This is a genomic window from Shewanella sp. TB7-MNA-CIBAN-0143, assembly GCF_040310065.1.
Classification (GTDB): Bacteria; Pseudomonadota; Gammaproteobacteria; order Enterobacterales; family Shewanellaceae; genus Shewanella.
The window spans coordinates 189,276-211,467 of sequence record NZ_JBEOPL010000006.1 but is presented as its reverse complement, the minus strand read 5'-3'; the positions used below and the strand labels follow the sequence as shown (position 1 = coordinate 211,467).

General features: G+C 40.9%; 18 protein-coding genes. 8 read left to right on the top strand and 10 right to left on the bottom strand.

What is annotated here, in order from left to right:
- Positions 1-481 precede the first annotated feature (481 nt).
- A complete protein-coding gene (locus tag AAEY97_RS07300; RefSeq protein ID WP_192114189.1) occupies positions 482-2,971 on the bottom strand; it encodes an EAL domain-containing protein in 2,490 nt (829 codons plus the stop codon).
- A 419-nt stretch (positions 2,972-3,390) separates the two neighbouring features.
- Between AAEY97_RS07300 and AAEY97_RS07295 the strand changes: the two genes are divergently transcribed.
- From AAEY97_RS07295 to AAEY97_RS07285, 3 genes are all read left to right on the top strand, one after another.
- A complete protein-coding gene (locus AAEY97_RS07295) occupies positions 3,391-4,041 on the top strand; it encodes a hypothetical protein (protein ID WP_162023896.1) in 651 nt (216 codons plus the stop codon).
- 245 nt (positions 4,042-4,286) lie between these two features.
- Positions 4,287-5,264 (top strand): ABC transporter substrate-binding protein, encoded by a 978-nt coding sequence (locus tag AAEY97_RS07290; RefSeq protein ID WP_192114174.1) that lies wholly within the window; start codon positions 4,287-4,289, stop codon positions 5,262-5,264.
- A 3-nt stretch (positions 5,265-5,267) separates the two neighbouring features.
- Positions 5,268-6,596 (top strand): diguanylate cyclase domain-containing protein, encoded by a 1,329-nt coding sequence (locus tag AAEY97_RS07285; RefSeq protein ID WP_101085175.1) that lies wholly within the window; start codon positions 5,268-5,270, stop codon positions 6,594-6,596.
- Here the strand turns inward: AAEY97_RS07285 and AAEY97_RS07280 are convergent.
- Positions 6,566-7,132 (bottom strand): hypothetical protein, encoded by a 567-nt coding sequence (locus AAEY97_RS07280; RefSeq protein ID WP_350997682.1) that lies wholly within the window; start codon positions 7,130-7,132, stop codon positions 6,566-6,568. The genes AAEY97_RS07285 and AAEY97_RS07280 overlap by 31 nt on opposite strands.
- 487 nt (positions 7,133-7,619) lie before the next feature.
- Between AAEY97_RS07280 and ubiD the strand changes: the two genes are divergently transcribed.
- From ubiD to AAEY97_RS07265, 3 genes are all read left to right on the top strand, one after another.
- Positions 7,620-9,101, top strand: coding sequence for a 4-hydroxy-3-polyprenylbenzoate decarboxylase (gene ubiD, locus AAEY97_RS07275; RefSeq protein ID WP_101085174.1), 1,482 nt, complete (start codon positions 7,620-7,622; stop codon positions 9,099-9,101).
- A gap of 80 nt (positions 9,102-9,181) precedes the next feature.
- Complete coding sequence (fre, locus tag AAEY97_RS07270; protein ID WP_192114172.1) at positions 9,182-9,880, top strand: NAD(P)H-flavin reductase; 699 nt, start codon at positions 9,182-9,184, stop codon at positions 9,878-9,880.
- A 128-nt stretch (positions 9,881-10,008) separates the two neighbouring features.
- Positions 10,009-10,587, top strand: a complete 579-nt coding sequence (locus AAEY97_RS07265; RefSeq protein ID WP_101085172.1) for a nucleoside triphosphate pyrophosphohydrolase family protein — start codon at positions 10,009-10,011, stop codon at positions 10,585-10,587.
- A gap of 108 nt (positions 10,588-10,695) precedes the next feature.
- Here the strand turns inward: AAEY97_RS07265 and AAEY97_RS07260 are convergent, their stop codons facing one another.
- From AAEY97_RS07260 to uvrD, 4 genes are all read right to left on the bottom strand, one after another.
- Complete coding sequence (locus AAEY97_RS07260; protein WP_350997678.1) at positions 10,696-11,715, bottom strand: hypothetical protein; 1,020 nt, start codon at positions 11,713-11,715, stop codon at positions 10,696-10,698.
- A gap of 154 nt (positions 11,716-11,869) precedes the next feature.
- A complete protein-coding gene (locus AAEY97_RS07255; RefSeq protein WP_350997675.1) occupies positions 11,870-12,790 on the bottom strand; it encodes an alpha/beta hydrolase in 921 nt (306 codons plus the stop codon).
- A gap of 33 nt (positions 12,791-12,823) precedes the next feature.
- Positions 12,824-13,684 (bottom strand): 4-hydroxybenzoate octaprenyltransferase, encoded by an 861-nt coding sequence (ubiA, locus tag AAEY97_RS07250; protein WP_335691158.1) that lies wholly within the window; start codon positions 13,682-13,684, stop codon positions 12,824-12,826.
- A gap of 37 nt (positions 13,685-13,721) precedes the next feature.
- Positions 13,722-15,905, bottom strand: a complete 2,184-nt coding sequence (gene uvrD, locus AAEY97_RS07245) for a DNA helicase II (RefSeq protein ID WP_011638834.1) — start codon at positions 15,903-15,905, stop codon at positions 13,722-13,724.
- 431 nt (positions 15,906-16,336) lie between these two features.
- On the opposite strand from uvrD, the gene AAEY97_RS07240 reads away from it, so the two are divergent.
- Positions 16,337-17,215, top strand: a complete 879-nt coding sequence (locus AAEY97_RS07240; RefSeq protein ID WP_350997672.1) for a LysR family transcriptional regulator — start codon at positions 16,337-16,339, stop codon at positions 17,213-17,215.
- Between the two features lie 194 nt (positions 17,216-17,409).
- Here AAEY97_RS07240 and AAEY97_RS07235 read toward each other — a convergent pair whose 3' ends face one another.
- From AAEY97_RS07235 to AAEY97_RS07225, 3 genes are all read right to left on the bottom strand, one after another.
- Positions 17,410-18,348 carry an SPFH domain-containing protein gene (locus AAEY97_RS07235; protein WP_101085167.1) on the bottom strand — a complete coding sequence of 313 codons (939 nt, stop codon included), beginning with the start codon at positions 18,346-18,348 and terminating at the stop codon, positions 17,410-17,412.
- Entirely contained in the window at positions 18,348-19,277 is a 930-nt protein-coding gene (locus AAEY97_RS07230) for an SPFH domain-containing protein (protein ID WP_101085166.1), read from the bottom strand. Before AAEY97_RS07230 ends, AAEY97_RS07235 begins: the two co-directional genes overlap by 1 nt.
- Before the next feature lie 244 nt (positions 19,278-19,521).
- Positions 19,522-19,983, bottom strand: coding sequence for an NfeD family protein (locus tag AAEY97_RS07225; protein ID WP_101085165.1), 462 nt, complete (start codon positions 19,981-19,983; stop codon positions 19,522-19,524).
- 509 nt (positions 19,984-20,492) lie between these two features.
- Here AAEY97_RS07225 and AAEY97_RS07220 point away from each other — a divergent pair.
- Positions 20,493-21,245: an outer membrane protein OmpK gene (locus tag AAEY97_RS07220; protein ID WP_350997669.1), complete on the top strand. Its 753-nt coding sequence runs from the start codon at positions 20,493-20,495 to the stop codon at positions 21,243-21,245.
- A gap of 171 nt (positions 21,246-21,416) precedes the next feature.
- Here AAEY97_RS07220 and udp read toward each other — a convergent pair whose 3' ends face one another.
- Positions 21,417-22,175, bottom strand: coding sequence for a uridine phosphorylase (gene udp / locus AAEY97_RS07215; protein ID WP_011638840.1), 759 nt, complete (start codon positions 22,173-22,175; stop codon positions 21,417-21,419).
- Positions 22,176-22,192: the final 17 nt, after the last annotated feature.

Here is a 22,192-nt window from a genome sequence, read left to right as displayed (position 1 = left end):
AATAACGTCATTTTTATTAAGGTGTTTTACGGATCTAAATATCAAAACCGTTTTGGCAAGGATGTTTGACCATGTTATCAACGCGTCCCCAAGCAAGTTGATAACGTACAGCAACAAACATTCTAATAATAAGCGCAAAATATCTTGCATCCTTGCCGCTTTATCGCTCTACCGTTAGTAGTCAAGAAGACAGCTAACATAACAGTTCAGGCGTTATTGGGTCCCCAGACTCTATAATCCAATAACGTCATTTTTATTCCAGCCTCTGGCTGACAAGCTCAAAACAATAATAATCACGAGCTTGATAACACTCTGGAGCATCAATGGGTACAGGTTGATCGCATTGGAGTGTTGGATACCCCAGTGGCATAAATATAACCACAGACAATGCAAACAAAAGCCCCAACGCAAAGGATGCAATGGGGCTTTTTCATTTCTATTAACTCAAAAACAGCTTAAGCTTAACTGAATAAGCCACCGCTTATTCATCGACGGAATTTACACCTTTAAGATATTTACTGCTCTGCGATATGAAGGCTTCAAAATCAGTGCTATTGAGTGGGCGACTAAACAAATAACCTTGACCCATAAAACATCCTAATTCAACTAATGCGTGGCTTTGCGCTTCAGTTTCAACACCTTCGGCAATTAGCACTAACCCCATCGACTTACCCAACGAAATAATCGTCTTCACAATTTCATAATCATGTTTATTGTTGAGCATATCTTTCACAAACGACATATCAATTTTCATTACATCAACATTAAACTTTTTCAAATAGGCCAAGCTGGAATAACCAGTACCAAAATCGTCAATAGCAATCTTAATCCCTAATGATATTAACTCACTCAACTTGTTTTGCATGTCCGCTGCATCAATCATCAATGCAGTTTCGGTAATTTCCAATTCAAGTAAATGTGCCGGTAAATTATGCTCCAATAGTGCTTTCTTGATCATATCGGCTAAGTCGGGATCAGCAAACTGTGCCGCAGCCACATTTACCGAAATAGGAATCGTATAGCCCATTTCTAACCAACGTTTAGCTTCAGCACAGGCCTTATTAAGCACTTGTTTACCTAGCATAATAATTAAACCGGACTCTTCCGCTAATGGAATAAACTCTGCGGGAGAGATAAGCTCACCCTCATCATTGGCCAGTCTAACAAGAGCCTCAGCACCAATAATAATGTTTGTCTGTAAATCAATTTTAGGTTGATAATGCACAAAAAGTTCATCATTAATTAATGCTTTTCTTAAACGAGTCTCTAAATGATGGCGCTCCATAAGCGAACTTTCTAAATCATGCGAGAAAAAGCAGAAGCGATTTCGGCCTTCCTGTTTGGCACGGTACATTGCCACGTCCGCATGTCTCATTAATTCCTCGGCATCTAAAGCATCATTTGGGAACACACTAACACCAATACTTATCGACACATTAAACTTCTGATTATCAAGAATAAAAGGTTCATGCATCGCTTCAACTAATGTAGATGCTAATTGCGAAGAGGCCTCAACAGAGCGAGTCTCGCTCATTAAAATCACAAATTCGTCACCACCTAATCTCGCTAATGTATACGATGCAGGTATTAACGAGCGTATTCGTCTTGCCATCATACAAATGAGCTCATCACCATATTGGTGGCCTAAGGAATCATTAAGGTATTTAAAATGATCAATATCGATTAATAGTGCAGCTGCTTTGGTGCCATAAGATCTTGCTGTAGAACACGCTACGCTCAGTCTGTCCTGGAGTAATATCCTGTTTGGTAAATCAGTTAACTGATCATGGTTGGCTAAATGGCTCATTTTCATCGCCATCGCCATCGCTTCACTCACATCATGAAACACCATAATGGCGCCAATCATTTCACCATTTTCATTACGGATTGGCGCGGCTGAATCCTCCACATAAAAAACATGCCCTCCACGTGACGTAAGTAGGCTGTTTAGCGCCATTGCCACAATGCGCTGCTCGCGAAGAGCTAAATATAACGGGTTCAATAATGGCTGCTGAGTATCAGAATCTTTCAAATGCATCACATTTTCAATTTTTTGATGTAATGCCTCTTTTAACCGCCAACCCGTCATGCGCTCCGCAATTGGGTTCATAAAAGTAATAAGCCCTCTTGTGTCAGTCGCAATAACAGCATCACCAATAGAATTGAGTGTTACTCGAAGACGCTCCTTTTCAGAGTACAGCGCTTGCTTAGCATGCTTTACTTCAGAGACGTCAACAACAGTAACCAAGTAACCATCGACTCCAGCACTTGATTTCATTTTGGACTGAAAGACTTCATAAAAGCTCATACCGTCACGGTTAGGGACTGTGACAATGTACTTTAATGCATCTGAGGTAATATGACGGTGATGATTTAAAATTGCATTACTGAGCGCTTCAGGAAAAATAGTCGAAATATGCTTGTTTTTAACATCACCGACCAAGCTATCAAACCACAAACCAGTGTTGTCATTACTAAATAAATTCTGACCTAAATCATCCCAATAGGTAATAAGCATTGGGACTTGATTAACTAATTGTTGTAGCTCTTCTTTAGCTTTAATAATTAATTGGTTTTGCTGCCTAAATTTAAGTTGTGTATGGACTCGTAAACAACAAATAGAAGCGTTAAAAGGTTTAGTAATAAAATCGACCCCACCACTTTCTAGCGCCAACCTTTCAAATTCAGGCTCGGTGTGGCCGGTAATAAAAATAATTGGAATATCGCTAAATAATGGATTAGCTTTGAGTGCACGACACACTTCCCATCCATCCATGTCAGGCATCTCAATATCGAGTAAAATGACATCAGGCTTAATTTTATCCACTAACGCGAGTGCATTAGTGCCAGACTCTGAAAAAAAGATATTACCAAGAGGCGACAAAATATCTTCCAGCATAAATATATTTTGAATATTATCGTCAATAATCAGAATTTTATAAACAGTATTGGATAAACCCGATAACAACATAGAAAAATAACTCCCTTATTTTCAGCTAGATAACATCCATTTAATCTTAAGGTTATCTGTAACCAACATACATTTATAATAGCTTAATTTTTTTACGTCTATCAATAATAGGCAGCAACGTAACCCACTACCTTAATTTAATGAAAACAACACCTACATAATAAGTACATTATGTTAACTTAGTCGATACCAAATGTGCTTGATCATAAAAGATATGAATACGCGAAAACGACATAAACACAAAAATGGTACACAGTTTCGTTAAGTAATATATTTGCACAGCATGTATCCAACGTGCATCTTAATATCTGCCTACATACTAGCGCGACCATATTCAGATAGACAATTGAGTTATCGTTATTGAGAGGCTGTTGAAACACTCATAGGCAATACAGGTAGACTAATTAGATGAGTTTGAAATGAACATGAGTAATACTGAACGACGTATCACGCTATTTTGCGCAGAACATCAGCTTGAATATCATCAGGCTGTTAATCGTTTTAGCGGCAATAAAGCCACCTATTTTAAGTCTGTTCAGCTGTTGATTAATGACTTAACCTTGTATATCCAACAAACCATGGCTTCACCGAACATTCCGGCAGACTTTGCACCTATGCTGCATACACTAAAAAGTTCTGCTGCTACTTTAGGTTTCACCGAATTAGCCTGCTACGCACGAAACCATGAAATTAAACTAGCACACTACTCTCCTACTGAATTTAGCCAGTTTCATAAGATATTATTGGCGAAATTAACCACGAATAAAGATCTAGCGATAATGCTAGCCTCCTTGCTAGAAATGGAATTACAAGCATCAAATAGCCAAGAGAACAAGCCGATATTAGCAGTGAACAGCGAATTTATTATGATATATGACACGCTAATGGAAGAAGTTAATCACTATAATATGAATGCCATTAATACATTTGCCAAAATAGCCAACACACTTAACCTCATTGCACCACAACATATTGAATTATTAACACAATCAATTAACCAATTAAAGTTTCAACAAGCAGAAAATATATTAGCGGAGATATATCCCCGCATATTGAATATTCAACAGTGACACAGACTCATCAGACAAATCATAATGCATTGAAATTAGTAAACAAATAAAATATAATCTTGCTTTCCCTATTGCTCACTATAAATAAATTAATGTTATCACTCATACCTTAGTACTAACGCTATTGATTGATATTATTAAAAAATCTTTTGTTTGCAAAAATTTAACATCAAAAAAAAATACATTCGCTACACTTAACCTTATTCACTCCTTATTGAAGTATCTTTATGATCAAAGTGTTGAACATGTTTATCTTAACTTTCATATTAATCGGCATTGTCAGTTGTGACCTTGGTACAAGCAAATCACTTACCGCTTCCGCCCTAAAAGACCCCATTAAAATTGCGGTATCTGGCACACCTCTTTCTGCACCTTTTTTTATTGCACAACAACAAGGTTACTTTAGAGCGAATGGGCTTAATGTTGAGCTAGTGAGATTCGACAGCGGAGTGAAATGCTTTGACGCCCTGAAGAATAAACAAGTTGACCTCGCCACGGCCTCAGAAACGGTGGTCATGTTTAATAGTTTTAAACAAACAAACTTTTCTGTATTAGCCAGTTTTGTCGAATCAGATAATGATCTCAAATTACTGAGTTTAACACCGCAAAAATATCAACAACTGGATAATTTAGCCCACGCACGCATAGGGATAGTAAAAAGCAGTGCCAGTGAGTTTTTCTTCGATAGTTTATTGATTATGTATAACAAAACTCAGCAGCCAATCGAGCGAGTATATTTACCTGCGGAGCAGCTTATTCCGGCGTTATTAAATAATGAGGTTGATATTATTTCAGCTTGGGAGCCCTTAAGTTATTTGTTAACACAACAAGTCCCCTCAAATACCAACGTCATCAGCAGTCGCGGCCTATACCACTTATCGTTCAACTTAATCGAGCTTAAAGAGACAAGGCTATCAACTACAGAAAAGTTAGCGCTACTCAAATCAATTAACGACGCAACCGATTATATTCATACACACCCAGATCTTGCTCAGACGAAAATTAGCCGTGTATTAGATATCGATCAATCCCAACTTAGTTATTCCTGGAATGACTATACTTTTCGGTTATCACTCAGTAATGCACTCTTTTCTAACATCCAAACTCAAAGCCAATGGGCAATTGATAATAAATTAGTCTCTGAAGAGAATAGTGTTGATTTTAGGCAGATTCTTGACCGAAAATTGTTTGAAAAGTTCACCAATTTAGAGGCGGGATGGTAATTTATGATGTTATCTAAACGTCTAAAACTCACTGCAACACTCTGTTCACTGCTTACATTGATTGTCGGCTTGTCACTGATACAAGTTCACTATTATCAACAACAAATATACCGTCAACTCAATTACTCAATGAAGTTACAAATCAACATTGATAGTTTGCGTAGTCAACTGTGGCTTTACCAAGAGTATACAGATGACCAAGGGTTATCAGAGTTAAATATACGCCAAGCTGAACTGGCCAAAAACCTCTCAGAAGACATTCAATGGGGTACGCAACAAAAACTCATTATTGGAAACCTGAATAGACTGAATACCAATATTAGAGCACTCATTAATACTCAAAATAGCTTTCATAGTAAACAAGTCGATGTGTCATCCACCCTCACAGCTGAACGGTTATTTAAAGCAAAATACAGCATGGTTATTGAAGAGATGACTGAAGAAATGTTTAATCTTCATCAATTATCGATTAAACAAGCGAGCCAAAAACAACAAACGTTATTATTCCTTGTCGGAATGGTGCTATTGATATTAGCGATTCTGGTCACCGTATGGTCATTTATGACACTCATTCGATTTAAGAAAGGGTTAGCCTCACTCAACCAAGGGATGGAAGCACTTGCGGCTGGAGACCTAAAGAGTCAAATTAATTTCAGTGATACCGATGAGTTATCTGCACTCGCCCATAACTTCAATAGAATGAAGCTTTCACTTGCTCAAATCACCATTAAAAAGGATGAATTAAAGCAAGAAGTAGACAGCCAAACCCGTAAATTAATTGAACAACAAGACCAACTCATTTTCTTAGCTGAACATGATGAACTAACCGGTATTTATAACCGTCGCGCATTCATAAAACAAATTGATACTGCTATAGCAAGGGATTTACGCGGAGAAAATCAAGCGGCACTATTATTTATTGACCTTAATAAATTTAAAAATATTAACGACACCCTGGGCCATAGTATTGGTGATGAAGTGATCATGACCATTGCAAAACGTTTGGTTAATAGTCTACGCGCTACCGATATAGTGGGCAGACTCGGCGGCGATGAATTTATCGTTTGGCTTGATATGCTTCCTGAACCAATTGATATTGAACATAAAATAAACCAGCTATTAGCCAGTATTAAGCAACCGATTATTATTGGGAAGCATACCTTAGAAGTTGGCGCCAGTATCGGAATTAGTGTACTGCCAGAACATGGTTTAAATAGCCGAGAACTCATCACTGCAGCCGATACAGCGATGTACCAGGCTAAAGCAGACCATAGCATTGAGTATTGTTTCTATGCAGGCAGCTATGGAGCCTCTACTTTGGCTACCTCATAGGTTTGAGTGTTCCAGTCAAAATAATATTCAACGCCTTGCCATTCATAAACGGTACCGTTCGCGCGCTGAATCACTTTGGCATTTTCAGGTAAACGACTTAACCCAGAAGCATATTGAACTTGAGTAGTCGTTCGCTGCGGCGCAGATATCACTGCAGGTTCAACGACTTGGTAGCTTTGGCGAGGTGCAATATTAACCGTTCGATAAGGGTAATAATTATCGTTGTTGCGACGATATTCGTCTATACCCCAGCGATTGTTATATCGATTGTCATATCGACTGCCATAGCCATTATATCGACTAAGCCCAATCGTCGGCCCCCAAACACTATTCCAACCAAATCCCCAGCGCCATGGGTCACGATAATGCGAAGAATGACGTCGACCTTGATGTTGATAACCTACCGAATGTGACACTCTATCGCCTAGAGCAATATCCAATGGCACTTTCGCCTGCACAGACAGAGTCAAGCTGCATAGTAAACAAACTCCACTCCCAAAAGACCATAGCAACACAGGGAATCTATTAATCGGCATACATCACCTCCAGCACATTATCGACATCCACCAGTTTACGCTAAGTCGAGTTAAAGTCGATATCCGTTATGGTTCTGAAATGATAGGTCTACTCAATTATTATTTACACCTATAACCATCATTCACTCCAATAGCATAATCAAACGACTTAGAGAATTTCATTCACTCGATAAACTCTCAATTGATGCCTCCTCAATTGATGTGATTATATTATTGGTATTAACGCTTATAGCCTTTCAAAATGATTAGTTAATAATCAATGACAGTTAATGGTGTGGCACAATAGCCTTAGATAGCTGACTACCTGATGAACTGATTAAATGACATTCAGATATTTACTCTCAAACGAAAAGAACTAATATCCAACCTAACCAGTATTGAACCCCGCAGAGCAATACCAATTTATATGGATTGGTATTAACCCTATATTAGAAAAATGCTATAGTGCGCGCCATATTGGTTTGGATTTCATTTACAGGCGGTAAACATGAGTTTTAAAGATTTACGCAGCTTCATCGATCATTTGGAAAAAAATGGCGAGTTAAAGCGCATTAGCTACCCTGTTGACCCTCATTTAGAAATGACAGAGATCGCCGATCGTGTTTTACGATCTGGAGGCCCCGCACTGTTATTTGAGAATCCGACCAACCATACCATGCCAGTACTGGTTAACTTATTTGGCACGCCTAAACGTGTTGCTATGGCATTGGGTAAAGACGACCCTTTGGCTTTGCGTGAAGTCGGTGAATTATTAGCATTCTTAAAAGAACCAGAGCCACCAAGTGGCTTTAAAGATGCCATCGCCAAAATACCTATGTATAAGCAGGCATTAAATATGCCGCCTAAAACAGTGCGTAATCCGCCTTGTCAGCAAGTGGTTAAAACCGGTGATGAAGTTGACCTAACATCGTTGCCAATCCAACATTGCTGGCCTGGAGATGTCGCCCCATTAGTGACTTGGGGACTCACCATCACCAAAGGGCCGCGTCAAAAAAGACAAAACCTAGGTATTTATCGTCAACAGTTATTAAGTAAAAACAAGCTGATTATGCGCTGGCTTGATCACCGTGGCGGTGCCTTAGATTTTAAAGACTTTAAACAGCTTCATCCGGGAGAGCGTTATCCTGTCGTAGTGGCATTAGGTAGCGATCCGGTGACCATTTTAGGGGCTGTCACGCCTGTGCCAGACTCCATGAGTGAATATGCTTTTGCAGGTTTACTGCGCGGCGAACGAACTGAAGTCTGTAAAGCCATTAGCTGCGATCTTGAGGTGCCAGCCACCAGCGAGATTATTCTTGAAGGTTATATTGATCCAGATGAGACAGCAGTAGAAGGTCCATACGGCGATCACACTGGCTACTATAACGAAACTGACTCATTCCCAGTATTTACCGTGACTCACATTACTCATCGTAAAGACGCCATTTATCATAGTACCTATACCGGTCGTCCACCTGATGAGCCGGCCATGTTAGGCGTGGCGTTGAACGAAGTATTTGTCCCCATTTTACGTAAGCAGTATCCAGAAATTATTGATTTTTATCTGCCGCCTGAAGGTTGTTCATACCGTATGGCTGTGATTTCAATCCGTAAGCAATATCCTGGTCATGCTAAGCGTGTCATGATGGGGGCCTGGTCATTCTTGCGCCAGTTTATGTATACCAAATTTATCGTTGTTGTTGATGACGATGTCAATTGCCGTGATTGGCAAGATGTTATTTGGGCCATTACTACACGAATGGATCCTATTCGCGATACCATGATGGTAGATAATACTCCAATAGATTATCTTGATTTTGCCTCACCCGTTGCTGGTTTAGGATCTAAGATGGGTTTAGATGCCACTAACAAATGGCCTGGTGAAACCACGCGAGAATGGGGAACCCCTATCGTGATGGATGAAAAGACAAAACAGAGAATTGACCAAATTTGGGATGATCTCGGCATACAAGATATGCCAACATTGTAACTACAGCGATCCGATCCGGGCGTAAATAGCTATAATTAACTCGTTGATAAAAAATTATAAAAGGGTTTAAAGGACGTTAGATGAAAACCATTCGTTGTCAGATAGAAAAAGTCACCCCGTTTAATGACGCTGTATACCAAGTGTTCCTTAAACCCGAAGCAGCCTTTGACTTTAAGGCTGGCCAATACCTAACTGTGGTCATGGGTGAAAAAGACAAACGTCCTTTTTCTATCGCTTCCGCGCCTAATGCAGCGTTAATTGAGTTGCACATTGGTGCCGCGGTTAGCGAAAGTTATCCAATGCAAGTTGTTGAACGCTTACAAACAGCGACACATATTGATATTGAAGCACCTGCTGGCGAAGCTTTTTTACGTAGTGAGAGCCATCGACCACGCATCCTCATTGCAGGCGGTACCGGTTTCTCATATATAAAAAGTATCGTTGAAGCACAAATTGCTAACGGCGAAACCATTAAGACTAAACTGTATTGGGGTTGTCGTAACGAAGAAGCTATGTACTATCAAGACATCGCTCGTCAATGGCATGCCGATCATTCTTGGTTAGAGTTTATTCCAGTAGTAGAACTTGCTGACGGTAATTGGGAAGGTAAAAAAGCTAATCTACTCGAGCAGATTAAACAGGATTTTGTCAGTTTGAATGGCTACGATATCTACATTGCTGGCCGTTTTGATATGGTTGGCACTGCACGAGAATTGTTCCGTGAGCTTGGCATTGAAGAAGCCCATTTGTATGGTGATGCTTTTGCATTTATCAAATAGGCTTTCCCAATAAAACCATTAAAACCGGCTATCTTGCCGGTTTTTTTATCGGTAAATCGACTGATTGCCTTTGTATTCCATGGCTCATTTATTTAAAATTAGCGCACATTTATTAATAAGGTACTCCAATGAAACTCAGTCAACTCACTCAGCCTATCTATGACCATTTATATCGCGATATTTTTGAGTTTCGCAGTACTTTTGATTTACCGGTTAACGACAGTGCTAGCCTAGACGACAAAGCTGATACCTTACACACCTCATTAATTATTGAAGAAATGACCGAGCTTGCAGAAGCAGACTCTCGCATGGAACAAGCTGATGCGATTGTTGACTCTGTCTATGTATTAATGGGTCGTTTAGTGCACATAGGTGCGTCTCAGGTAAGCGATCGTCTAGAGATCAGCTATCTTATCGATTTATTGCTTAACGTGGCTAAAAACCGCGAAATAGACTTTATCCAATGCTGGGATGAAGTGCACTCAAGCAACATGAGCAAAGTATGCCGTAACCAGCAAGAATTGGATGAAACCATCGCCTTTTACGCCAAACAAGGTGTTGAGATAGTCGGTAGCACTAAAGGTGAGTTTATTATTGCTAAGTGCGCTAAAGATGTCGATATGGCGGGTAAAGTAGTTCGCCAAGGCAAAGTATTAAAATCAGTTTATTATCGCCCTGCAGACTTAACTAAGTTAGTGCGAGACTAAGTTAGTGCGAGACTAATCAGCCAATCAACTACAGGGCTTTCACTTGCAAGTACTGATTTACCCATAAAAAATGCGCTTTTATCAGCGCATTTTTTATGACGTTTCCGGTTACACAGCCACCGAGGTTTTAGCATTATTAAGCGCCTGAATGAATCGCTGCGGCTCATCCACACTCAAATGCACCGTTTTCATCGGTTCGGGTAACTGACCCATACCACCATGATAAATGACCGGACGGTTGAGGGTAATAGTGACATTACTCTGCCCACGGCCAATCATAATGGTTTCTGGCTCATCTTTATTTAATTCAGTTGATTGTTGATCAGCGGCACTAGCAATATCGGCAATGTTCACTACCATAAATCCCCACAATGAATTATTGATCACTAAGTTATCTCTGATTAAATACAAAGAGTAATAACGTGATAATCGATGGTTAGCCACGATAGACATTAAGGTATAGGCAATAATGCTCGAGACAATAATCGCCACCCACTCACTCCACGATGCCAGTAATACGTAACTCAGACTCGACGCACTAACACAACCAATAAGCATTAACCACACATGCCAGCGTGTCGCGCTAACAAGATTGATATTGGCAATTACTGGTGGATGATGACGTGAGAACCAAGGGATAGAATAAAACCAGTTAGTCGCTTCACTGGCGAGAATAAGCGCAATAGTTAAGCTTTTATCATCGCCATCCCGATACGTTTCTACCGCCCCGACTCTAGGATCGCCCTTAAGCTTTCGTACCTTAATCAAGCCACGAACAACACTCACCACCAAATACAATTCAATGACCAACAGCACCGCAATAATCGGATAGCGTAACCATGCAATAAACTCAAAATAATGCGCGACTTCAGCAGGAAAACTTAACCGAGCAACCAAGCTGCTCAAACTGAAAATAACAATCAGTTTCCACAGTTTCTGGCCACCCATTTTAATAATGCAATACCAGTAGCTCAGTGGCAGTAACACAAAATACAATCCGCAAATAAGATATAACGACCACTTATCAGCGTCACTTGTTAACGACTCTGGTGTCCACTGAACGCCTATCACAAAACTCAACACCATTAAGACTAAAAAGACTAACCGATACTTAACCGTGGCTCTCATTGAATACTTATCCCTGTATATGTTACTGACCCACGCCATATCATTATTCTTAATATAAACGTGAAGATACAAGTTGTTAACATATCAGTGAACATTAGTTTCACTACTATTGATTGGCACAAAAATTGTTACTAAAAATTGCCGTCAATGGGTATCAAGATAAGTTACGCTTGAACAGCCAAGTTAAACCATGAACCGCGGTGGTAGGAAAAGCCATCGAATGATCGGCCTCGGGGATGACTAGCAGCTTGAGTGCTAAGTCACCAGATTGCGCCGATGGATGGGATTGGAGTCGTTTAAAAAAAGCCTGCGCATCTGCAACCATCTGATGACCATTATCGGTATAAGGTGGTTTTTCTAATTCGCCAATGCCAATAAACACCTTGGCAGATATTGCTGGTGTTTGACTAAAACGCTGAGCAAACTGCTGCAATAATTGTTTATTGTCAAACCACAGAGATGGACTGCCCAATACGTAATATGCAAATAGCGTTGGCTGTTCTAATAAAATATATGCGCCGAGTAACCCGCCTAACGAATTACCCATAAAGGTGTTTTGTTGGCTGTCGACCCGATAGTTTTTTTCAACGAAAGGCATAACAACCTGGCTGATAAAAGCAACGTGTCGCTTGGCCTCGCCAGTGGGTAGTTTCCAACTCGCATCGTGACTTGGGGTATAGTCGCGGATCCGACTCGCCGAACCTTTGCTTGGCCTCTGATAGCCTATAGCGACTAAAATAGCTTGCTGCATCATGTTACTGTTCATTGGAAATCGTGTCGCACCAGACACCACTTGCAAGCTATACATGGAGTCAGTCATGTATATCACTGGATATTGATGTGAACTATTTTGCTGGTATTTTTTGGGGAGCTTGATCATCACTTGATAGTCACGATCGCCATCTTTAAGCACAAATTGGCGGGTACGAGGAATATTGACTACTGCAGCTGTGGAATGCACATCGACAGCGTTGTTTGTTAAGCCTGGCAGTACAGCATCATTGTTAGCTGACGCACTGGCTAGAGATAGCCCACAACACATTATCGCGCCGATTAACCCATAAATTGTTTTCATGCATCCCTGCCCTATGGTAATAAACCACAAACGTTAAATCATATAATCCAACGCAAGTGCGATAAACAATACCATTCCGGCCCAGTTATTATTTAAAAAGGCTTTAAAACATGGTGCACGTTCACGACCAAAAATTAATCGTTGCTGATACACGGCAAAACCAATAAAGCTGATAATACCTAAGCCGTAAATAATCCCACGGTCGGCCACCAACCCAGCCATCACAAAACACCCTAGTGCAGCAAATTGAAACAAACCGATAATCTGTCGATCAAAGCGACCGAATAAAATAGCCGTTGATTTAATGCCTACTTTTAAGTCATCGTCACGATCGACTATGGCATACATGGTGTCGTACGCTACCGTCCAACACCAATTGGCCATAAATAACCACCACGCTTCAACTGGCACTTCACCAAGTTGAGCGGCATAGGCCATAGGAATTGACCAACTCCACACAATGCCCAAAAACATTTGTGGCATGTTGGTCACCCGTTTCATAAACGGGTACATCACCGTTAAAATAATCCCCACCACAGATAACTGCACTACCAGTGGATTAAGCCATAATACTAAGCAAAACGCAGCCAAACCTAAGAGGGTAAATAGAGTCAGTGCCTCTTTAACAGACACTTCCCCCGACACCAACGGTCGCATACTCGTACGCTCGACATGAGCATCTAGTTTACGATCGGCAAAGTCATTAATAATGCAGCCATTGGCGCGCATAATCACCACGCCAACAATAAAGATTAACAACACCTTAATGTCTGGCAGCCCTTGAGCCGCTAACACCAGTGCCATTAAACACGGCCATAGCAGCAGCAAGGTACCAATAGGCCTATCTATCCGCATTAATCGTGCATAAGCACGAAGCTTATCTTGCAATGTCATTGGCGTCATCTCTCCATGATTTAGCAAGCGAAACACGTTAACAACGCTCTAGTTTTGCTAATGACACCAACAGCCATTTACTGCCAAAATCGACAAACTCAACCTGCACACGTCCTTTTTCACCAGAACCTTCAAAGCTAGTCACGACCCCTTCACCAAACTTAAAGTGCTTCACTTTAGAACCCACTTTATGACCGGTGTCGTTAAAACCATGAGGTTTTTTAGTGGCAACCGTAGCCTTAGCAGGAAAACGCTGACTAACTGACGGCTTAACCTGAGCACGTATACGGATTTGCTCAACAAACTTTTCAGGAATTTCGTTAATAAACCGTGATGGGCTAGCATAATCTTCACGGCCATAAATACGACGAGACTCAGCATAACTGATGTACAGTTTTTGCATAGCACGGGTCATACCGACATAACACAAACGGCGCTCTTCATCTAAACGATCGCCTTCATCCAGTGCCATCTTGCTCGGGAATAATCCTTCTTCAACGCCCGCCATAAACACCATTGGGAACTCAAGCCCTTTGGCTGAATGCAATGTCATCAACTGCACGGCATCGGTAAAGGCATCAGCCTGACCTTCGCCAGCTTCTAATGCTGCATGAGACAAAAAGGCATTAAGTTCGCCCATGTCTTCAAGCTCTTCAGGCATTTCAAAACTGCGCGCAGCAGTAACCAACTCGTTTAAGTTTTCAATTCGAGCTTGAGCTTTCTCGCCTTTTTCGGCCTCATACATGGTACGCAAGCCTGAACGGTCAATCACATCGTCAGCCATCCGGTACAGCAACATATCTGCCGTATCCGTTCGCATCGCAATAATCAGTTCCATAAAGCCATTGATGGCATTAGCCGCACGCCCGGCAAGGACTTTCTCTTCGATTAAACTCACGCAAGCTTGCCACAGCGTCAGTTCATGCTGTCTAGCGGTTGAGCGGATGATATCCAAAGTACGATCGCCGATACCACGAGCTGGCGTATTCACCACACGCTCGAATGCCGCATCATCATTTTGGTTATTAATCAGACGCATATAGCCCATAGCATCTTTAATTTCTTGTCGCTCGAAGAAGCGCAGACCACCGTAAATACGATACGCTAACCCTTTGTGTAAAAAGGCTTCTTCTAATACTCGCGATTGTGCATTTGAACGATATAAAATGGCGCACTCGCTCAAACTGCCGCCCTTTTCATGCCAGTCGCTAATGCGTCCAACAATAAATTTGGCTTCATCCATTTCATTAAAGGCGCAATAGACCGAAATGGGCTCGCCATCTTTATCTTCGGTCCATAACTCTTTGCCCAAACGATCTGGGTTATTGGCAATCACAGCGTTAGAGGCATTCAAAATATTCGCTGTTGAACGATAATTTTGTTCTAAACGAATGGTTGTTGCACCCGAGAAGTCTTTTAAGAAACGATGTAAGTTTTCAATTTGCGCACCACGCCAACCGTAAATAGATTGATCGTCATCACCGACAATCATCACATTGGCTGTGTTACCGGCTAACACACGGATCCACGCATATTGAATCGCGTTGGTATCTTGAAACTCATCCACTAAAATATGACGGAAGCGTTCTTGGTAATGTGCCAGTAAATGCGGTTTATTGAGCCATAATTCATGAGCTCGTAGTAAGATTTCGGCAAAGTCGACCAAACCTGCGCGATCGCAAGACTCTTGGTAAACCTTATAAATATTCAGTAAATTTTGTTCAATCGGAAAACCGCCCGCATCGATATGCTTAGGTCGTAATCCTTGGTCTTTTTTGCCGTTAATATAGCCTTGGGCCTGACGAGGAGGATATTGCTTCTCGTCTAAATTAAGGCTTTTAAGAATGCGTTTCAGTAAACGTAACTGATCGTCAGAATCGATAATCTGGAAACTTTGCGGTAAATTGGCATCTTGATAATGGGTTCGCAATAACCGATGCGCTAAACCATGGAAGGTACCGATCCACATCCGCCCCATGTTAGTGCCCACAACCTTTTCCACCCGTTCACGCATTTCTGCCGCGGCTTTGTTGGTAAAGGTGACTGCCAAAATAGAATATGGACTTTGTTGTTCAACTTGCATTAACCACGCAATACGATGGGTTAATACACGGGTTTTACCACTGCCGGCACCCGCTAACACCAACATATTTGAAAGTGGAGCGCCGACTGCCTCACGCTGTTTATCGTTTAGGCCGTCTAATAATGATGATACGTCCATTTTTCCTCCCAGAAATCTGCGAGGCATTATATCTTAAATAGCGAGATAATGGCGTGCAATACTTCAGCTATTTTATGCCCACTATCACCTTAGGTAGCAGAGTGAACCTTTAGACGACATTAATATCAAAGTCACTAAAATCACTCACTTGTGATGTTCTAACCGCGAAAATCACACCTAAATTGACAAAGCTGTAAGCGAAAATTACTATATAAAATAAACAATTAATTAATGTTAGCGTTAAGTAATTGGCCTAATAGGCTATTAAACACTCACATTCATGACTAAAGAAACTAGATTAAGTTTGCTTTTTATGGCGAGTAAATCTGGTGACATGTCGGTTTATGATCGATATGTTCAATGCCATTAATACTAAAAAGTCCATTAAAATGGATTTATTGTCCACAGCTTCAGCTGTATAGGTTGCCATATTGAATATCAAAGATTTAGAGCTATTCATTGCTGTAGCAAAGTTAGGCAGTTTTTCAAAAGCGGCAAAATCTTTTGATACTCGCAGAGCATTAGTCAGCCGCCGGATTGGAGAAATAGAAAAACAGCTCGGGGCACCGTTATTTACTCGCACAACAAGAGTCATGGCCTTAACCTCTGCAGGTCGACAATATCTTGCTCAAATCGAACCTTTAGTGAATCAATTAAATCATGCCGGATATGTGTTTAAACATCGTCATGATGAAGTACAAGGTAATTTACGCATTGGTTTATTGCCTTTCGTCGACAAGTTGATGGATGAATATATCGCTCACTTCATTCATGCGTATCCGCAAGTCCAATTAGAGGTGTTAATTGTGTCTGGTGGCAGTAAAGAGCTCAATCGTTTAGGGCTCGACTTGATTATTGATGTCGGTCAAGTAAACGGTGCAAATATTGCTGTACATAAGTTGACGACTTTTGAGCGTAAAATTTATGCTAGCCCAAGTTATTTAGAAAAATCATCACTGATCGAAAATACCGATGACTTACAATACCATTCATTACTAGGCTTTAGAGATGCACATGGGCAACTAGAGCAGACTTGGCATTTTCAGCATGCAAATGTACCAACTCATTATAAAGTTATCTGCAGCGACTTTAACTCGTTATATCACTTATGTTTAGCCGGGGCGGGTATCGCTTTATTACCCCATGTTATTGCTCACGAGGCAGTAAATCAGGGACGATTAATTAATATTCTACCGCAACACAGCATTGGCTTTGCCGATATCAGCTTGGCCTATTCGACCAAAAGTCCTCAATCGCCTGTGGCAAAAGCCTTTTGCGAACATTTACTTCGAGAGATGGTTCCCAGTTAAAGCGGTAAAAGCGGTAAAAGCGGTAAAAGCGGTAAAAGCGGTAAAAGCGGTAAAAGCGGTAAAAGCGGTAAAAGCGGTAAAGGTATAATTTAAATAGACTGCGGCGGTAAAAACAATAAAAAAGGTTAGCGAAATCGCTAACCTTTTTTATGTAATGTTCGTCACGCGGTGGCGTGACATAGCAGTATTAACGATTATTTTTTATCGTCTTTTAAGCCAATACTTTGCATCCAGTATTCAAAATTAACTAGATTACCCGGTAACACAATACGGCTATCAGGTTTGCTTAAACCATCTAGCTGCTTCATATACTGTTCACCAAGTTGCATACGCAATGCACTTTGTCCGCCTTCAGATGAAATAACCACCGCTAATCGTTCTATCGACTCAGCAGTTGCTTTAGCTAAAGTGAGAATTTCTTGCGCTTTACCTTCGGCCTCATTAATGCGGCGTTGCATCTCACCTTCAGAACGGTTAATGGTTTCTGCCATCACACCTTCTGAACGATTAATCTTACTTTGCTTGTCACCTTCACTTTTAGCTAATAATGCCCGACGTTCACGCTCGGCATTCACCTGCATTTCCATGGCGTTTTTAACTGTTTCTGGTGGGGTGATATTTTTAATCTCGTAACGATGCACTCGAATGCCCCACATAGAGCCAGCTTCATCGAGAACTTCAACCACTTTGGCTGATATCACATCACGCTCTTCAAAAGTACGATCTAAATCTAAGGTACCAATCACAGAACGCGTAGTTGTTTGGGCAAGTTGAATGGCGGCATAACGGTAGTCGGTAATACCATAACTGGCTTTAACGGGATCGGTAACCGAAATATAAATCACTCCATCCACTTCAACATTAACTTCATCACTGGAGAAACATTCTTGTGGCGGTACATCAATCGTTTCTTCCTTTAAGTCGTGGATATAAGCCACTTTATCAACGAAAGGGATCAGTGCATGGAAGCCTGCATCTAAGGTATTGTGATATTTACCTAAACGTTCAACAATATAAGCCGACTTGGTCGGTACAAGACAGATAGACTGGAATAGTTTTAGCACAAAAATAGCAAAAATTACGCCCCAGATAGCCATCACAATAAAATCAGTATCAATTCCGTTAATCAACATTAGCGAGCTCCTTTTGCTGATGAGTTTGATACGGCATGAGTTACTTGCTCCATACCTTCAAAAAAGCCTTCTAGCTTGGCCATTTCAGCAGGCACAACAGAGACTTGAGCTTCAGATAAAATCTTGCCCACTTGACCAATAAACTGCTCTTTAAGCAACATGTTCATTGCGTCATTGCCGCCATTTACCGTTAAGGCCTTGCAGATCATTTCCATGCCTTCTGCCTTTGCAGTGGCAATAATAGAAATTTCTTGCCCTGTACCTAAAGCCTCATTAATGCGCTTTTGTTTTTGACCTTCGGACAAATTAATCGCCTCTTGACGTTCACCTTGCGACATATTGATCATTGCTGCTTTTTCAGCATTGGCCAAAGTGATCTCGGCACGCTTGCGACGCTCTGCTTCCATTTGTTTTTCAAGGGTGTGAATAACTTTCATTGAAGGGGAGATATTTTTAATCTCGTAACGTAATACTTTTATCCCCCAAGGATCTGAAGCCTTATCAATTTCGCGCACAATGGATTCATTCAAGCTGTCACGTTCAGAAAACGTTTGCGACAAGGTCAGCTTACCTATTTCTGAACGCATGGTTGTTTGCGCTAAGTTAACCGCTGCACGGCGATAGTTTTCAATACCATAGCTGGCCAGCTTGCCGTCCATCACTTTAAGGTAGACTAAACCGTCAACTTCCAACTGGGTGTTGTCTTTTGAAATACAACTCTGCGGCGGCACATCTAATACTTCTTCACGAGTGTCGTGGCGATAAGCAACCCGATCGACAAAAGGAACAAGAAAATGAAACCCTGGCTCGAGCACGGTACGAAACTTACCCAAACGCTCAATAACATGCACTTCACGCATTGGCACAATTAACATGAGTTTGAACAAAATGAACATTACAAATAAAAAAACGATTGTTAACACAAACATATCTACTCCCTTTTAATCTGACTTTCCTAGATAACACTTAACGGCAATCACAACACGACGATTTCGAAACAATACTTAATTTACGAAACAATATTCATGACACTAAATTTACGAAACAATAATGACAAAACAATATTCATATCACAATAATCTGAATTTTTTACAGTTAAGTACTCAATAACCCAACTCGCGGTAACAATTCGCAGTAATAACTCGCGGCAACAAAAGGTTATCAACTAAATCGCTATACAGAATCGATGATAGGTTCAACAACAAAAGCAATATTATCCCGACAAATGATCCTGACTTTGGTACCTTTTTTTATCACGGTACCATCACCTAAAGCAGTCCAATCAGTACCCAAACAGCTAATTCGACCGGTCTTTTGACCAGGGCCGATGGCTTGCTTAACGATAGCGACTTGATTATAAAGATCCGCCTCTTCATCGGTATTATCGACATGTGAATCGCCGCCCACTAAACGCTGGGTCACATGACGAAAACTCAGTAATAACACCATTGAAGCCATAAACCATAATGTCAGACTTTGTACCAAGCCATCGATAATGCCAACAGCTTGTGCTGCTGCGACGATAACGCAAGCCGCACCTAATAAAATAACGATACCACCCGGAATGATAATCTCCGAGATCATCAATAACAGCCCAAGCACCAGCCAGACTGCGATCGGATTTGCAAGCTCCATATTCTCCCCCATAAATGAGAATGTCCGTAAATTCACTATAACAGCTTTATTTATTAATGCGACATATTATGTCAAAGCGTTATTGCGAACAGTAAACGGGACAAACGATTCATCAACTTACCATTACCACACGAATACGTATCGCTAGTAATGAGTAACTGTAATAATAAGTCCCCCTATACAAATCAGTATTACTGCAAAGTGACATTTTATTTGTCACCATGGTGGTATTCGTTTTAAGTAAGATAACAGCGCCAATCAAACACCTTTATGCGTTACATCGCATTGACAGTGCTAATACCTGTCATAAGATTATATTGATGATGAAAACAATGAAATCTGTACATTCTGGTCGGTTTTAATTGTGCTCTTTCAAAATATTGAATATATTGCGCCCCATTGTGCACGATTGGGAATAATAGGTCACAAATTTAACCTCGATCGCTATAAAACTTACCTTTAAACTGTCAAAATTGACGTCTCTGATCATTTTACTAACCGGAAGAAAAATGAAAAAAATCTACCTTTTAGCCACATTAGTACTCTCACAAAATGTTTTTGCTGACGATTTAGTTCAATGGTGGGATGTTAGCGCTACTGTCTTGCATGGCGAAAACTATGACTTAGCGCCATCAGAAAGACAAACAACCATTACCCTAGAAACAGCCGGTGCTTGGAAGTATGGCGATTGGTTTGCATTCCAAGATTTTATTAATTTTAATGGTAATAATAACGGTGTTGATAGTTCGACTTATGGCGAAATATCTCCGCGCTTCAGTGCTAGCAAAATATTGGGTCAGCCAGTGAGCTTTGGTGCGATAAAAGATGTCTCTTTAGCATTAACTTACGAAGAAGGTGAAGGTCCAGTTCACAGCATGCTTTATGGTATTGGTGTAGACCTTGAGGTGCCATTTTTTAGCTATTTACAACTGAACACTTACCGCCGAGATGCAATAAGCAGCGGTAATATCAGTGATGGTTGGCAGTTTACGCCGGTATTTAGAATCGACATGCCAGTGGGCAATGCCAACATTATTATAGATGGCTTCATTGATTGGGTATTTTCTGCCGACAACAACGGCTACGACGAAAACCTGCACATCAACCCACAAATAAAGTATGACTTAGGTAAAACACTGTTCGGTGATCACAAGCAAAACAAACTGTTGGTAGGTTTTGAATATGATTACTGGCAAAGCAAATACGGTGTTGCGGGTATCGACCAAAATACCTACTCAATTATTGCGCAATATCATTTCTAATTGATGCCGCTATTGATATAAATTAGATAACAAAAAAGGTGCCTAGGCACCTTTTTTAATGATTACATTTCAATACTCATTGATTTGAGACAATTTGTTTTGCGTAATCTGTTTTAACGCCATCAGCCTTAACACAATCTCTTGTTATAACGTGATGATTAAAACGTTAGCTTAAGCTAATAATTTTTTCGCTGCTGCTACAACAATAGACACGGCACTTACTTCAGTCTTCTTCATTGTCGCTTCGTCAGGGATCTCTTGCTGTGTGCGGTTTACAATAACACCGGCAACACATGCTGCACGCCAACCTTGAGTTGCACACATTGTAAATAGCGTAGCTGATTCCATTTCATAGTTCAGCACACCCATTGACTGCCACTCTTTCATAGAGCCAACATAACGCTGCGTAATGCGACCAGAAACAGTATCGTAACGCTCTTGACCTGGATAGAAAGTATCAGAAGAAGCAGTAATACCAATGTGCGGCTCTAGACCAGCGTCACGACATGCTGCAACCATAGCAGTTGTACATTCAAAGTCTGCTGCTGCTGGGAACTCAAGCGGTGCAAAGTGTAAGCTTGCGCCATCTAAACGCACAGAAGCTTGAGTCACAATCACATCACCCACGTTTACGTGCGGCTGAATTGCGCCAGTTGTACCTACGCGTAAGAAAGTTCTCACACCTAATTGTGCTAATTCTTCAACCGCAATAGAAGTTGATGGTCCACCGATACCGGTTGAACACACAACCACGGCTTTGCCATCGATATAAGCTAAGTAGCTTGTGTATTCACGATGGCTCGCTAAGAACGTTGCGTTGTCCATTAACTCAGCAATACGCTTAACACGTTCTGGATCACCAGGAACGATTGCTAAGGTAGCGCCATCTAACATTTTTTTAGTTAATCCTAAGTGAAATACATCGGACATTGTGAAAACCCCTTTCA

Bases quoted from the DNA above. Each gene is read 5' to 3' on its own strand.
- AAEY97_RS07300 (WP_192114189.1), bottom strand. From the start codon at position 2,971: ATGTTGTTATCGGGTTTATCCAATACTGTTTATAAAATTCTGATTATT.
- AAEY97_RS07295 (WP_162023896.1), top strand. From the start codon at position 3,391: ATGAACATGAGTAATACTGAACGACGTATCACGCTATTTTGCGCAGAA.
- AAEY97_RS07290 (WP_192114174.1), top strand. From the start codon at position 4,287: ATGTTTATCTTAACTTTCATATTAATCGGCATTGTCAGTTGTGACCTT.
- AAEY97_RS07285 (WP_101085175.1), top strand. From the start codon at position 5,268: ATGATGTTATCTAAACGTCTAAAACTCACTGCAACACTCTGTTCACTG.
- AAEY97_RS07280 (WP_350997682.1), bottom strand. From the start codon at position 7,132: ATGCCGATTAATAGATTCCCTGTGTTGCTATGGTCTTTTGGGAGTGGA.
- ubiD (WP_101085174.1), top strand. From the start codon at position 7,620: ATGAGTTTTAAAGATTTACGCAGCTTCATCGATCATTTGGAAAAAAAT.
- fre (WP_192114172.1), top strand. From the start codon at position 9,182: ATGAAAACCATTCGTTGTCAGATAGAAAAAGTCACCCCGTTTAATGAC.
- AAEY97_RS07265 (WP_101085172.1), top strand. From the start codon at position 10,009: ATGAAACTCAGTCAACTCACTCAGCCTATCTATGACCATTTATATCGC.
- AAEY97_RS07260 (WP_350997678.1), bottom strand. From the start codon at position 11,715: ATGAGAGCCACGGTTAAGTATCGGTTAGTCTTTTTAGTCTTAATGGTG.
- AAEY97_RS07255 (WP_350997675.1), bottom strand. From the start codon at position 12,790: ATGAAAACAATTTATGGGTTAATCGGCGCGATAATGTGTTGTGGGCTA.
- ubiA (WP_335691158.1), bottom strand. From the start codon at position 13,684: ATGACATTGCAAGATAAGCTTCGTGCTTATGCACGATTAATGCGGATA.
- uvrD (WP_011638834.1), bottom strand. From the start codon at position 15,905: ATGGACGTATCATCATTATTAGACGGCCTAAACGATAAACAGCGTGAG.
- AAEY97_RS07235 (WP_101085167.1), bottom strand. From the start codon at position 18,348: ATGTTGATTAACGGAATTGATACTGATTTTATTGTGATGGCTATCTGG.
- AAEY97_RS07230 (WP_101085166.1), bottom strand. From the start codon at position 19,277: ATGTTTGTGTTAACAATCGTTTTTTTATTTGTAATGTTCATTTTGTTC.
- AAEY97_RS07225 (WP_101085165.1), bottom strand. From the start codon at position 19,983: ATGGAGCTTGCAAATCCGATCGCAGTCTGGCTGGTGCTTGGGCTGTTA.
- AAEY97_RS07220 (WP_350997669.1), top strand. From the start codon at position 20,493: ATGAAAAAAATCTACCTTTTAGCCACATTAGTACTCTCACAAAATGTT.
- udp (WP_011638840.1), bottom strand. From the start codon at position 22,175: ATGTCCGATGTATTTCACTTAGGATTAACTAAAAAAATGTTAGATGGC.